This is a genomic window from Arthrobacter sp. SLBN-100 (genome assembly GCF_006715305.1).
In the GTDB taxonomy this organism is placed as follows: domain Bacteria; phylum Actinomycetota; class Actinomycetes; order Actinomycetales; family Micrococcaceae; genus Arthrobacter.
Genome location: NZ_VFMY01000001.1, coordinates 1128907 through 1143319, shown reverse-complemented (window position 1 = coordinate 1143319; position 14413 = coordinate 1128907). Strand labels below are relative to the sequence as shown.

General features: G+C 65.7%; 9 protein-coding genes and 1 tRNA gene. 7 read left to right on the top strand and 3 right to left on the bottom strand.

The genetic code is table 11. From position 1 onward, the window contains the following. Positions 1–391: 391 nt before the first annotated feature. The 3 genes from FBY31_RS05300 to FBY31_RS05290 all read right to left on the bottom strand — a co-directional run bounded on the left by FBY31_RS05300 (position 392) and on the right by FBY31_RS05290 (position 2926). Positions 392–467 (bottom strand) — tRNA-Lys (locus FBY31_RS05300). Between the two features lie 115 nt (positions 468–582). Further along, on the bottom strand, positions 583–1578 hold the full coding sequence (locus FBY31_RS05295) for a PQQ-dependent sugar dehydrogenase (protein ID WP_142037778.1): 996 nt from the start codon (positions 1576–1578) through the stop codon (positions 583–585). 106 nt (positions 1579–1684) lie between these two features. Beyond that, the gene (locus tag FBY31_RS05290; protein WP_142037775.1) at positions 1685–2926 is read right to left on the bottom strand and encodes a sunset domain-containing protein; all 1242 of its coding nucleotides are present in this window, start codon (positions 2924–2926) and stop codon (positions 1685–1687) included. Between the two features lie 326 nt (positions 2927–3252). Between FBY31_RS05290 and ilvD the strand changes: the two genes are divergently transcribed. The 7 genes from ilvD to FBY31_RS05255 all read left to right on the top strand — a co-directional run bounded on the left by ilvD (position 3253) and on the right by FBY31_RS05255 (position 14394). After that, positions 3253–4974, top strand: a complete 1722-nt coding sequence (gene ilvD / locus FBY31_RS05285; RefSeq protein ID WP_142037772.1) for a dihydroxy-acid dehydratase — start codon at positions 3253–3255, stop codon at positions 4972–4974. A 403-nt stretch (positions 4975–5377) separates the two neighbouring features. Next, positions 5378–7285, top strand: a complete 1908-nt coding sequence (locus tag FBY31_RS05280; RefSeq protein ID WP_142037768.1) for an acetolactate synthase large subunit — start codon at positions 5378–5380, stop codon at positions 7283–7285. A 2-nt stretch (positions 7286–7287) separates the two neighbouring features. After that, the gene (gene ilvN, locus FBY31_RS05275) at positions 7288–7800 is read left to right on the top strand and encodes an acetolactate synthase small subunit (protein ID WP_050054685.1); all 513 of its coding nucleotides are present in this window, start codon (positions 7288–7290) and stop codon (positions 7798–7800) included. 91 nt (positions 7801–7891) lie between these two features. After that, positions 7892–8917, top strand: coding sequence for a ketol-acid reductoisomerase (ilvC, locus tag FBY31_RS05270; RefSeq protein ID WP_142037765.1), 1026 nt, complete (start codon positions 7892–7894; stop codon positions 8915–8917). Positions 8918–9042: 125 nt separating this feature from the next. Then, a complete protein-coding gene (gene serA / locus FBY31_RS05265; protein WP_142037762.1) occupies positions 9043–10632 on the top strand; it encodes a phosphoglycerate dehydrogenase in 1590 nt (529 codons plus the stop codon). A 211-nt stretch (positions 10633–10843) separates the two neighbouring features. Continuing rightward, positions 10844–13642, top strand: coding sequence for an ABC transporter permease (locus FBY31_RS05260; RefSeq protein ID WP_142037759.1), 2799 nt, complete (start codon positions 10844–10846; stop codon positions 13640–13642). After that, positions 13639–14394, top strand: a complete 756-nt coding sequence (locus FBY31_RS05255; RefSeq protein ID WP_142037755.1) for an ABC transporter ATP-binding protein — start codon at positions 13639–13641, stop codon at positions 14392–14394. The genes FBY31_RS05260 and FBY31_RS05255 overlap by 4 nt, the downstream gene beginning before the upstream one ends. The last annotated feature ends 19 nt before the right edge of the window (positions 14395–14413 follow it).

Genomic DNA, 14413 nt, shown 5'->3' with positions numbered 1-14413 from the left:
GCCGACTCTTTACCCGGCCAGCAACGCCCCATCACCTCCTGCAGCTTCCCGCGGGATGCGCCATCACCTTCCGTAGCTTCCCGGGGGACGCTCTATCAATCAATTCCGGTGGGGTTCGACGGCGGTGCTGCCGCGGGCAGTGTGCAGGAGGGTTTCTTTGGGAGACGCCAAAAGTGATGGAGCGTTCCTTCATTTGATGCAAAAGCTGATGGAGCGTTCCGAAATTCGTTGCAGCAGATGATGGCGGGATTCCGGTGGGATCCGTCGACGCATGGTCCTGACAAACCTTGCGTCGAGGCGTTGACCGGTTGCCACCTGAATCAGCCGTGGCTCCGGCAGAACAAAACAGCCCCCGGTTTGCGTTTCCGCAAGCCGGAGGCTGTTTTCCCAGTGGTGCACCCCCCGGGACTTGAACCCGGAACCCATTGATTAAGAGTCAATTGCTCTGCCAATTGAGCTAGAGGTGCATCTTTTGTTTCGATCGTTTGGGGCTTTTTGTTTCCCCGTTGATCTCCGCAACGACATGAAACTCTACACGAACTTTTGGTGCATGTGAAATCGACGGCGGCAGTAGGGCCCCGGTCAGCCCGGAGGGGGCAAAACCAGCACAAAATCGGGGTTTTCATTGTTTGTCAGCAGCCAAAAACCGCCCTCGGGGGTGCGGACCACGTCCCGGATCCGGCCATATTCCCGTGTGAAGTAGGCCACAGGTGTGCCGGCTTCCTCTCCGGCCAGGGGCACTGTCCACATCCGCTGGCCGCGCAGTGCGCCCAGGTACGCCGTTGAGCCTGCGATTTCCAGTCCGCTGGGTGAGGATTCGCTTGTTGCCGGCCAGACGACTTTTGCATCCCGGAACTCGGGGCGGTGGGGCGCGCCGGTGACCGCGGGCCACCCGTAGTTGCCGCCGGGCACGATCAGGTTCAGTTCGTCGTTGACGTCAGGCCCGAACTCGCTGGCCCACAACCGCCCCTCAGTGTCCCAGGCCAATCCTTGGACGTTCCTGTGTCCCAGGCTGTACACAGCGTTGCCGAACGGATTGCCCGGGGCCGGATCGCCGTCGGCTGTCAGCCGAAGAATCTTCCCGCCCAGCGCTTCGGGGTCCTGCGGCTGGTCCCTGCGCTGGGAATCGCCGGTCCCTGCATACAGCAGGCCGTCCGGTCCGAAACGGATCCTGCCGCCATTATGGGTGGAGGCTTTGGGGATCCCGGTGAAGATCACTTCCGGTTCTCCCAGGGAGAGTGTGCCGTCACTGGCCGCCGACAGGCGAAGGCGGGCAATCCTGTTGTCGGACTCGGAGGTGAAGTAGGCATAAAGGTAGCGGTCGGTTGCGAAGCCGGGGGACAGCGCAAGCCCCAGCAGGCCGCCTTCTCCTCCCGGAACCACGCCTGGAACTTCACCCAGTTCCCTGGCTTCGCCGGCACGGACTGCTTTGAGGAGGGCGGTCTCGCGCTCCGAGATCACCGCCGTTCCATCCGGCAGGAACACCGCGGCCCATGGGATTTCCAGCTGAAGATCCAGGCGTTGCGGCGTTCCCGGAGCCGCCGGTGTACTCAGTGAAGGGCTGCTTCCCGTGGGCATTCCGTCGGGGCCGCCTGTGCAGGAAGACAGGAATATGGCGAGACAGGCGGCGGCGGTTGCCCAGGCGGGCGCACCAGGGTGCGCCCGCTTTGCGGAACAAGCGAGGCTAAATCCGCCTGCGTCGCGGCGCCCTGAACCCGGCGGCCTCGGCATGGGCGGGTGATTCGAACCACACGTCGGCCCTGGTCTGGTCATACTCGGGGTGTCCCTCCTCGTAGTACACCATGGCGCCGGCGTCAGCCTTGACGGTGTAATCCGCCGGCCCGCTGCCGTCAGCGGCAGCCGACGCCGAGCCCATCCCGTCTGGCTGTTCCGCCGCCAGGTGGCCTGCTGGTTCCGTTCCTGCCGGTTCTGTGGCTGCAGGTTCCGTTCCTGCCGAAGCCACAGCCCCGGGCTGGTCCTGCTTACGGTCAGCGCCGGTTTCCACCAGCGCGGAGGATTGCGCCCGGTCCTGCGTTTCCGTTGCCCCGGCGTCACTGGGGAGGGCGATGCCTGCGGCGCCGGGAGAAGCCGTTGCGCGGGGCATTTCGCTGCGGCCTGCATCGGCCGCGGACGGCTGCGGGGCGGCGCCTGGTGTGTCTGCGTCCCCCCGCTCTTCCATTGCGGCGCTCTCGGCCCCGGGGAGGGTAGGGGCCTGGGGTGCGGTGTACTCGGTGTGGTGAACCGGCCGCGAGGTACCGGCAGCATCATCCGCGGTCGCGGAAGGCGCTGCGCCGGAGCCACTTTGCGCGGGAGGGAGAGGTGTCGTCGGCGCGGCCCCTTCCTGGCGGGCCGCTGCTTCCCGATGGGCCGCGCTTTGCCGGGGAGCCTCGCCTTCATGGGCGGGGGCTGCGCCTGAAGCCTCCGACCACTGGGTCTCCCATTCAGCCTGATCTTGGATCCGGCGTTCTTCCCGGTTGGCGCCCTGCATGCTGCCGGCGCCCTGCATGCTGCCGGCGCCCTGCATGCTGCCGGCGCCTTGCATGCTGCCGGGGCCTTCCGCGCTGCCGGCGGCGGCTGCGGTATGGACCGAGGACGATCCCGTACCGCTGTGGTGTGCCCCCGCAGCGGGGCCAGCATCGGCCCCGGCCGCTGTCCCGGTCCGCTCCTCTGCGGTGGTGGGCGCTGCCGGTTCTGCCGGGCGGCCGAATCCCGCCGCGCCGGCAATGCCAGTGGTGCCCGCAGCCTCGGCGGAAGCTGCGGCGCTGCCGCCGGAAAGAGCGCCGTCAGCCCGAGTACCTCCATCGGCGCGTGGCCTTTCTGCGTGCCCCGCGGCCGCCCGGGCATCAGAGGACTTTTTGGCGTTCAGCCGCCACCAGACGACACCCGCCAGCACAACGAGCAGAATGATCAAGAAGAAACCTTCCATGGCAATCCCTTCAGTCGGTTCGGTATGCTCCTTTGCCCGACGCTACGTCGGGTCCACATCCCTGTCCAGCACTTTGACCTGCCGGGACTCCCTTTTTCGCGGCCACTGCCTGGCCGGTCCCAGCCGGTGCAGCGAGGGCGGGATGCCCTCGGCCAGGCACACCGCAATGGAAGGTGACCCGAGGCACAACAGGCCAGGGGATGACCCGACGGCGTCTCATCATTCGAGATGCCAGTCCACCATCTGGCCAGAAGAATTCCCCGTTTTGCGCGTAACCTCCGCCAGCCTGTCGCGGCCCCGTTCCGTGGAGCCATAGACTTTCCCCTATGAGTGAGGACACCCTGATCGAAACCGGCAACAAGCCTGACATCAAGCCGCGCAGCCGAGTAGTAACTGACGGCATTCACGCTGCGCCCGCACGGGGCATGTTCCGCGCCGTCGGCATGGGCGATGACGACTTCGCCAAGCCCCAGGTCGGTGTCGCCAGCTCCTGGAACGAAATCACACCGTGCAACCTTTCCTTGAACCGGCTCGCCCAGGGCGCCAAGGAAGGTGTCCACGCCGGTGGCGGGTTCCCCATGCAGTTCGGCACCATCTCGGTTTCGGACGGTATCTCCATGGGCCACGAAGGCATGCACTTCTCCCTGGTTTCCCGCGAAGTCATTGCCGACTCCGTTGAAACCGTGATGCAGGCCGAGCGCATCGACGGTTCGGTCCTGCTGGCCGGCTGCGACAAGTCCCTCCCGGGCATGCTGATGGCCGCAGCCCGCCTGGACTTGTCCAGCGTTTTCCTCTACGCCGGCTCCATCATGCCCGGTTGGGTCAAGCTCGAGGACGGCTCCGAAAAGGAAGTTACTCTCATCGACGCCTTCGAAGCTGTTGGTGCCTGCGCCGCAGGCAAGATGAGCATGGAAGACCTGACCCGCATCGAAAAGGCGATCTGTCCAGGCGAAGGCGCCTGCGGCGGCATGTACACGGCCAATACCATGGCCTGCATTGGCGAGGCCCTCGGCATGTCCCTGCCCGGCTCTGCCGCCCCGCCTTCGGCAGACCGCCGTCGTGATGAATTTGCCCGCAAGTCCGGCGAAGCGGTGGTCAACCTGCTCCGCCAGGGCATCACCGCGCGCGACATCATGACCAAGAAGGCCTTCGAGAACGCCATCGCGGTCACCATGGCCTTCGGCGGCTCCACCAACGCCGTCCTGCACCTGCTGGCCATCGCCCGCGAGGCGGAAGTTGAGCTCACCCTTGACGACTTCAACCGCATCGGCGACAAGATCCCGCACCTGGGTGACCTCAAGCCCTTCGGCCGCTACGTTATGACCGACGTGGACAAGATCGGCGGCGTGCCGGTGATCATGAAGGCACTGCTCGACGCCGGCCTGCTGCACGGCGACTGCCTCACCGTTACGGGCAAGACCGTTGCGGAAAACCTCAAGGCCATCAACCCGCCGGACGTTGACGGCAAGATCCTGCGCGCCCTGGACAACCCGATCCACAAGACCGGCGGCATCACCATCCTGCACGGCACCATGGCCCCTGAGGGCGCAGTGGTGAAGAGCGCAGGCTTTGACGCCGACGTCTTTGAAGGCACAGCCCGCGTCTTCGAACGTGAACAGGGCGCCCTCGACGCGCTGGACAAGGGCCAGATCCACGCCGGCGACGTTGTGGTCATCCGGTACGAAGGCCCCAAGGGCGGGCCGGGCATGCGCGAAATGCTCGCCATTACCGGCGCCATCAAGGGTGCGGGCCTGGGCAAGGACGTCCTCCTCCTCACCGACGGCCGGTTCTCCGGCGGCACAACAGGCCTGTGTATCGGTCACGTTGCGCCGGAAGCGGTCGACGGCGGCCCCATCGCCTTCGTGAAGGACGGCGACCGGATCCGCGTGGACATCGCAGCCCGCAGCTTCGACCTCCTGGTGGACGAAACCGAGCTCGAAGCCCGCAAGGTGGGCTGGGAACCGCTGCCGGCCAGGTACACCAAGGGTGTCCTCGCCAAGTACGCCAAGCTGGTGCACAGCGCCAGCCAAGGCGCCTACACCGGCTGACGTAGGAGCCCAAGGCCACCGGCGGGAATGTTGCCCGCTTGAGGCGGCAGGGCCTAATAAGGAGACTCCGAGGGGCCCCGGACGGGCGGCGTCCGCGCCGCTCGTCTGGGGTAGGAGTCTTCCGCTTGCCGGGATAGGATCAAAAGGTGGACAGCGTCGTCCACATGGTGAGACTGGGGTCACCCTCGTTGACACCCTGTTCACCAGAGGGAAAACTGAACGCATGACTTTCGTTACCAGCTGCGCCGCTGCAGAAGCAGTCGTCGTCCTTACCAAGCGCGTGGCACACTAGCCCCGGTAACGAACCGTCACGCGCGAACCCCTCGAAGAGCCGCCAGGCTGAGGGGTTTTTTTATTTCCCGCAGTTTCCAAGAACCACAGATGATCCACAAGGAAGAGTCCGATGAGCAAAGGATCGCCGATCAGCCCCTCGCTGATGGCTACTAAGTCCGCTGGAGCCCCCAAGGCTCCGGAACGCGCCGACCGTACGGCTGAACCCGCCGTCGTCGTCGCCGACCTTGCTGCTGCCTCTCCTGTCCTCGGGCCGAACAACGTTGTACCCCCAACGGTGATGACCGGCTCGCAAGCTATTGTCCGCTCGCTCGAAGAACTCGGCGTCGACGATATTTTCGGTTTGCCCGGTGGCGCAATCCTGCCCACCTATGACCCCTTGATGGCCTCCAGCATGAATCACGTCCTGGTCCGTCACGAACAGGGAGCCGGCCACGCCGCGCAAGGCTACGCCATGGTGACCGGGCGGGTGGGCGTCTGCATCGCCACCTCAGGCCCCGGCGCCACCAACCTCGTTACGGCCATCATGGATGCCCACATGGACTCCGTGCCGCTGGTGGCCATCACCGGCCAGGTGTCCAGCGGCGTGATCGGCACTGACGCCTTCCAGGAAGCGGACATCGTGGGCATCACCATGCCCATCACCAAGCACTCCTTCCTGGTGACCGACCCCAACGACATCCCGCATGTCATGGCCGAGGCGTTCCACCTGGCCTCCACCGGCCGCCCGGGCCCGGTGCTGGTGGACGTGGCCAAGGACGCCCAGGTGGGCCAGATGACCTTCTCCTGGCCGCCCCGCGTGGACCTGCCCGGCTACCGTCCCGTCACCCGCGGGCACAACAAGCAGGTGCGTGAGGCTGCCAAGCTGATTGCCGCAGCCCGCAAACCCGTGCTCTACGTGGGCGGCGGCGTGGTCAAGGCCCATGCCTCTGCCGAGCTGCTGGCCCTCGCCGAAGCCACGGGCGCCCCGGTCGTCACCACGCTGATGGCAAAGGGCGCGTTCCCGGACTCCCATCCGCAGCATATGGGCATGCCCGGCATGCACGGCACTGTGTCAGCCGTGACCGCGCTGCAGCAGGCCGACCTCCTGATCACCCTGGGAGCCCGCTTCGATGACCGTGTCACCGGCGTACTGAAGACGTTCGCACCCAACGCCAAGGTCATCCACGCGGACATCGACCCCGCGGAGATCTCCAAGAACCGGACCGCCGATGTTCCCATCGTGGGATCCGTCAAGGAAATCATCCCCGAGCTCACTGAGGCCGTCCGTACCCAGTTCGAGGCCTCCGGCACGCCGGACCTCACCACCTGGTGGGCATTCCTTAACAACCTGAAGGAAACCTACCCGCTGGGCTGGACCGAGCCGGACGACGGACTCACCGCCCCGCAGAAAGTCATCGAGCGCATCGGTGCGCTGACGGGTCCGGAAGGCATCTACGTGGCGGGCGTGGGCCAGCACCAGATGTGGGCCGCGCAGTTCATCAAGTACGAGCGTCCGCACGCCTGGCTCAACTCGGGCGGAGCCGGCACCATGGGCTACGCCGTACCGGCTGCCATGGGCGCCAAGGTGGGGGAGCCGGACCGTGTGGTGTGGGCCATCGACGGTGACGGCTGCTTCCAGATGACCAACCAGGAACTGGCTACCTGCGCCATCAACAACATCCCCATCAAGGTTGCCGTCATCAACAACTCCTCGCTGGGAATGGTGCGCCAGTGGCAGACCCTCTTCTACGAGGGCCGCTACTCCAACACCGACCTCAACACCGGCCACGACACCGTCCGCATCCCGGACTTCGTCAAGCTGGGGGAGGCCTACGGCTGCGCCTCGTTCCGCTGCGAACGCGACGAGGACATCGACGCCACCATCCAGAAGGCGCTCGAAATCAATGACCGCCCTGTCGTCATCGACTTCGTGGTGAGCCCCAACTCCATGGTGTGGCCGATGGTGCCCGCCGGCGTAAGCAACGACCAGATCCAGGTTGCCCGCAACATGACCCCGGAATGGGAAGAAGAGGACTGATCATGAGCCGCCACACACTCTCCGTCCTGGTTGAAGACAAGCCGGGCGTCCTGACCCGCGTCGCCAGCCTCTTCGCCCGCCGGGCTTTCAACATCAACTCCCTGGCTGTCGGCCCCACCGAGGTTCCGGGCATCTCCCGGATGACGGTAGTGGTCGACGCCGATGGCGACCTCATCGAGCAGGTCACCAAGCAGCTCAATAAACTGATCAACGTCATCAAAATCGTTGAGCTGACTTCCGAATCTTCCGTACAGCGTGACCACATCCTGGTCAAAGTACGTGCGGATGCCGCAACTCGTCTGCAGGTGACCCAGGCCGCAGACCTGTTCCGTGCCTCAGTGGTCGACGTCTCCACCGACTCCGTCGTCATTGAAGCAACCGGCCACCCCGAAAAGCTCACGGCACTGCTCTCGGTGCTGGAGCCCTTCGGCATCCGCGAAATTGTGCAGTCCGGCACCCTGGCCGTTGGACGGGGATCCCGCTCCATGAGTGACAGGGCGTTGCGCTCCGCGTAGGAATCTGCCCGGGCCCGGCCCGGCAGAGCGCGACGCCCGTAACCGCACCACCACACATCTATCTACAATCCACTCAAGAGGAGTTACGCAAGTGACTGAAATGTTTTACGACGACGACGCTGACCTGTCGATCATCCAGGGCCGCAAGGTTGCCATTGTTGGCTACGGCTCCCAGGGTCACGCCCACGCGCTGAACCTGCGCGATTCCGGCGTCGAGGTTGTTATTGCCCTGAAGGACGGCTCCACGTCCGCCGCCAAGGCCGAGGACGCCGGTTTCACGGTCAAGAACGTCGCCGACGCCGCCGAGTGGGCCGACGTCATCATGATCCTGGCGCCGGACCAGCACCAGCGCTCGATCTACAACGACTCCATCAAGGACAAGCTGAAGCCCGGCAAGGCCCTTGCTTTCGCCCACGGCTTCAACATCCGCTTCGGCTACATCCAGGCACCGGAGGGCGTTGACGTCATCCTGGTCGCCCCGAAGGCACCCGGCCACACCGTGCGCCGCGAGTTCGAGGCCGGCCGCGGCATCCCGGACATCATCGCGGTGGAGCAGGACGCTTCCGGCTCCGCCTGGGAACTGGCCAAGTCCTACGCCAAGGCCATCGGCGGCACCCGCGCCGGCGTCATCAAGACCACCTTCACCGAAGAGACCGAAACCGACCTCTTCGGCGAGCAGGCAGTCCTCTGCGGCGGCGTGTCCCAGCTGGTCCAGTACGGCTTCGAAACCCTGACCGAAGCCGGCTACCAGCCGCAGATCGCCTACTTCGAGGTACTCCACGAGCTCAAGCTCATCGTGGACCTCATGTGGGAAGGCGGCATCGCCAAGCAGCGCTGGAGCGTTTCCGACACCGCTGAGTACGGCGACTACGTTTCCGGCCCCCGCGTCATCACCCCCGCGGTGAAGGAAAACATGCAGGCTGTCCTCGCCGACATCCAGTCCGGCGCCTTCGCCAAGCGCTTCATCGAGGACCAGGACAACGGCGGCGTGGAGTTCAAGGAACTGCGTGCCAAGGCCGAGCAGCACCCCATCGAGGCTGTCGGCCGCGAGCTCCGTTCACTGTTCTCCTGGCAGCAGCAGGACGTGGACTATGTTGAAGGTTCCGCCGCCCGCTAAGGCAGGCGTCAGGCGCCGCCGTAAAGGCAGCAGTGAGGCCGGGTTCACACTTAACAATGTGAGCCCGGCCTTTATGTCGGCCTAGACTTGTTCCATCCCCAGGACTGCAACGCAGAGGATCAGCCGTGTCAAAACCCGTAGTACTGCTCGCCGAAGAACTTTCCCCCGCCACCATTGAGGCCCTCGGCCCGGACTTCGAAATCCGCCAGACCGACGGCGCTGACCGCTCCCAGCTGCTCTCTGCCATCGGCGACGTTGACGCCATCCTGGTCCGTTCTGCTACCCAGGTGGACGCAGAAGCCATCGCCGCGGCGAAGAACCTCAAGGTCATCGCCCGCGCTGGTGTGGGCCTGGACAACGTGGACATCAAGGCCGCCACGCAGGCCGGCGTAATGGTGGTCAACGCCCCCACGTCCAACATCGTTTCCGCTGCCGAGCTCACCGTGGGACACATCCTGAGCCTGGCCCGGCACATCCCGCAGGCCAGCGCCGCGCTCAAGGACGGCGAGTGGAAGCGCTCCAAGTACACGGGCATCGAACTGTTCGAAAAGAAGATCGGCATTATCGGCCTCGGCCGCATCGGCGCCCTCGTGGCAGCCCGCCTGAAGGGCTTCGACACCAAGATCCTTGCCTACGATCCCTACATCACTTCCGCCCGGGCAGCTCAGCTCGGCGTGCAGCTGGTGACCCTGGACGAGCTCCTGGCCCAGTCCGACTTCATCACCATCCACATGCCCAAGACCCCCGAGACCGTGGGCATGCTCGGCGCGGATGCCTTCAAGAAGATGAAGAGCACCGCCTACGTTGTCAACGTTGCCCGTGGCGGCCTCGTGGATGAGGAAGCCCTCTTCGCTGCCCTTCAGGACGGTGAAATCGCCGGCGCCGGCGTGGACGTCTTTTCCAAGGAGCCCAGCACGGACCTGCCGTTCTTCAAGCTGGACAACGTGGTAGTCACGCCCCACCTCGGCGCATCCACCGACGAAGCCCAGGAAAAGGCGGGAGTGTCGGTGGCCAAGTCCGTACGCCTCGCCCTGGCTGGTGAGCTGGTTCCCGACGCCGTCAACGTCGCCGGCGGCGTCATCGCCCCGGACGTCCGCCCGGGCATCCCGCTGATCGAGAAGCTGGGCCGGATCTTCACCGCCCTCACCCACGACTCCCTGACACAGTTCGACGTGGAGGTGGCCGGCGAGATTTCCTCCCTGGACGTCAAGGTCCTGGAGCTGGCGGCACTGAAGGGCATCTTCGCCGACGTAGTGACCGAACAGGTCTCCTACGTCAACGCCCCGGTCATCGCCGAGCAGCGCGGCATCAACGTCCGCCTGATCACCACCCCGGAGACGGAGTCCTACCGCAACGTCCTGACCCTGCGCGGAGCACTCAGCGACGGCAGCCAGATCTCCGTGGCCGGCACCCTGACCGGACCCAAGCAGGTCGAGAAGCTGGTGGGCATTAACGGTTTCGAAGTTGAAATCCCCATCAGCGAGCACCTCGTTGTGGTCGCGTACACCGACCGTCCCGGCGTGATCGGCACCATCGGGCACATCCTGGGCATGAACAACATCAACATCGCCGGCATGCAGGTGGCACGCCACGACCAGGGCGGCCAGGTCCTCGCGCTGCTGACCATCGACAGCTCCGTGCCCCAGCAGGTCCTGGACGCCATCAAGGCCGGCATCGGCGCCGAGATGGTCCGGGAAGTGGACCTGGAGGACTAACCCAGGGGGAAACGCCCTAGCGTCGGCCTCCGCTCGGCGCGTCCGGGCGGGGCCACGTATAATTGGCCGGTCTGCTTACAATGGCTGGGTCCTGGTTCGGGACCATGCCGGCAGGCCGGCCAATACCTTTTGCACATCCGTCCGTAATCGTCCACGTCCGCCGCGCGCGGGCTACGAATGTGCGCACGCAATCCAGGTTTCAGGGAGTTCAATGAACGCCGTCCAGAGGTTCATCAGAAGCAGGGTGCTGCTGTTGACCGCGGCCATCCTGATCGCAGCCATGTGCTTGTCGGTCGTCGTCCAAAGTCAGTCGCAGGCGGCCCTCAGCCGGACCGTGAATGAAAATTCACGGGGCCTTTACGATGTCCTGGTCCAGGCCAAGGCGCCCTCGGGTGCGATGCTGCAGCCCGAGATCGCCAACGGCACCGGAGGCATCAGCTTCGAGCAGTTGGACGCCATCAGGAAGCTGTCCGGCACGTCCGTGGCAGCGCCCATCAGCCTGGTGTCCCGCGTGACGCAGAACCTTGAGGCCCCTCGGCTGGACGCCATGGATTACCTGGGCTACAACGCCGGGCTGGCAGGGACCGCGACGGCGGACCAGGCTGCAGGGGCCACCGCTCCGGCCCAGTGGCCCGCGGCTGAATCCGTGTTGAGCGATCAAGCGAAGAAGTACCGCCTCACGGCCAGCGCCGTGAGTTCCGACGGTGTTTCCGAGCAGGCGCTGTTCAAGTCCACTGCCGAAGGCACCCTGGGCAAAGCCAGGCTCGTCGAGCAGCAGGCCGCCGGGGGAAGCAGCATCCGCATCGCCGCCCCGGAAGGCGAAACGGGCATCAAGTTCCCGGCGCCGGCCGGCGGTTCCGAGCACAACCTCTTCAACGTGTCCGTGTCGCTGCCCCTCGCTCCGGAAGTGACGGAGTCAGTGGTGGCCGTCGATCCTGCCGCAGAACGTGCCTTGCTGGGATCTTCCGGGGACTTCCTTGCCCCGCTGGAAAAGGCTCCGCCTGCCGACGCCCGCAACGCCGGCGCCGTTGGACGGTACCTGGAAGGCCTTTTCACCAACGGCATCGGGCTGGACCAGTTGGCGGAAGGACCTGACTTCCTGGGTGTAAAGCTCAAGTACTGGGCACCGCTGATGACCCAGTACCAGCAGGCCAAGCGCACCGGCCAGCTCACCGCGGACTCCCAGGCCATACCCCTGGTGGTACGTTCCGGGACATCCCTGGACCTGAAGTACAACGTCAAGATCGAGGAAATTGACGACGCCGGCAAGGTGGTCAAGGACGTCGGAACAGTTTCCAGGTCCTTGGGCCAGGACTACCTGCCGTTCGTCTCGAAGGACCCGTTCGTCCTCTCCTGGCCCGGGTCCACGGACCACACGTCCCTCCTCGGCGCGACGGGCAACTTCAACCAGGGGCTCTACACACCCGCGCAGTGGAGCACGGACTTTGCTGCGGCCCCGCAGTACACCGACGGCAAAACGGCGGCCAACGGGGCAGTGGACAAGGCTGCCGTCCCCGGCGAATGGGTCACCGTAAACCGGCTGCCCGAAAAGAGCGCCAACGGCACTCCGGTGGACCAGACCCAGCGCGAACCCGTGGACGAGCGGTCCTACCGTGAAAACCTGGCGACCGGTGAGAAGAAGGTCTCCGCTCCGCTGGCCATGGTGTACGGAACCTTCGACCCCTCCGCGGTGGCGAAGGCGGCCGGTGACGTCAACAGGCTTCCGCTGGGCGGCTACGACCCCACCCCGTTCAGCCTGGTCAAGGACGCCGAGGGCAAGGACGTTCCGGCCGCAGAGCTCAAGCCTTCCCTGAGCGCCACCGGGCTTGCCAGCCAGTCTGCCGGCGCCATCACCGATTACTACGGCCTCGCGGCCGCCCGGGGCTACACGCAAAACGCGGCGGTGATCGATGCCGTCCGTGTCCGCGCCGACGCACCCGGAAGCTGGAAGGAGGCCCAGCCGGAGGTTGAAAAGCTGGCCGCCGAGATCCGGGACATGGGCCTGGAAGCCACCATCGTGGCCGGCTCCGCCCGTGAAGACGCCAGCATCTTCGTTCCCGGCTACTCTAAGGACGACGCCGGCAAGGAGTCGGCCCTGGGGACGGTCCGGCAGTCCTGGGTCCGGCAGAATGCGGCCGATGCGGTGACCGGGTCCCTCTCCGGCACCAACATCACGCTGCTCTTCCTCACGCTGTGCGGGGCCGCGCTCCTGACCGGCGCCTCCACCGTGAGCTACATCCGGAAACGCCGGTCCGAAGCCGGAACCCTCCGCGCGATGGGGTGGACCCAACGCCGGATCCGCAGCTGGGTCCTGGAGGAATTCGGGGTGGGCGCGGTCCTGCTTGCCGTGGCCGGCCTCGTCCTGAGCCTCGTCAGCTGGAGCCTCGCCACCGCCCTGGTGTCCGTTTCCGTCCTGGTGCTGTACGCCGCTGCGGCCTTCTTCGCCGCGCAGCAGTTGCGCCACCGCGATGTCATCGACCAGGAGCCGCAGCACGACGAAAGGCTCATTCCGGTGGACTCGCCGCTGACCTTCGCGAACCGGCAGCTTGGCACCAACAAGTTCAACACGCTGTCCCTTGCTGTTGCTGTTGGCGTCTTCGGCGCAGCCGTGGGCGGGCTTATCGCGCTGCTGATCGACATCCCGCGGGCGGCCGGCGCCAGCGCACTGAGCGGCCTCGCCGCCGCCAGCGTCGCCCTGCCGAGCATCCTCCTGGCGCTCTCCGGCGTGGTGGTGGGACTGGTGCTCACCCTGGTCACCGGGCGGTTTGAACTCAATGCCAAACGCCAGTACCTTGGCATCCTCGAAGCGATGGGCTGGAACCCGGACATGCTCCGCCAGGTCCGGTTGTTCGAGAATGCGCTGGTGGGAACCGTAGCCCTGCCGCTGGGCGTGCTGGGCGCCCTGGGCATCGGCCTGCTGCTGGCCCCCTACGCCGCCCTGTGGGCAGGCGTGGCCGGGCTCGTGGCTGTACTTTGCTGGATACCGATTGCAACGAAAGTAGTCCAATGACAAACCCGACGAATGTCCAGCGGAGCCGCCGGTCCGGCTCCGGCGACGTCCCCCTGCAGACGCGCGCCAACACCATCGTCAAGGCCGCCGACCACGAGACCCCGCTGGAACTGAGCGACATCACCATCCGTTACGGGGGCGGCAAAAGCGGGGCGGAAGCCGTCAGCGTGGTGGAAGGCTTCGACCTGACACTGCACGCGGGCGAGATGCACTGCGTCGCCGGCCGAAGCGGCTCGGGCAAGACCAGCATCCTGACAGTCAGCGCCGGACTGACCCTGCCGACGTCGGGCCGTGTCTTCTGGGAAGGCGACTCCCTGGAAAGCATGGGCGACGACGAAATCGCCGACCGCCGTCGCGCACTCATCGGGTACGTGGACCAGGGCGGTGCGCTGATCGACGGTATGAGCGCCCTGGAGAACGTGCTGTTGCCGGCGGTTCCCGACGGCGAAGTGGACCAGCGCCGGGACATGGCCAAGGACCTGCTGGACCTGGTGGGCCTGGGCCGCCGCATGCGGCACCGCCCCGCCCAGCTGTCGGGCGGCGAACGCCAGCGCGTCGCGATTGCCCGGGCACTGATCCTGGGCACCAGGGTCCTGGTGGTGGACGAACCCACGGCGAGCCTGGACCGCGCTTCCGCCAACCGCATCATCAGCATCCTGAAGGACACCACGTCCGATGGCATCGCAGTGCTGGTTGCCTCGCACGACCACGAACTCGTCCGGCTCAGCGATAGCCTGACTGAACTGATCTAGCCTGTCCCTCCGCACCGAA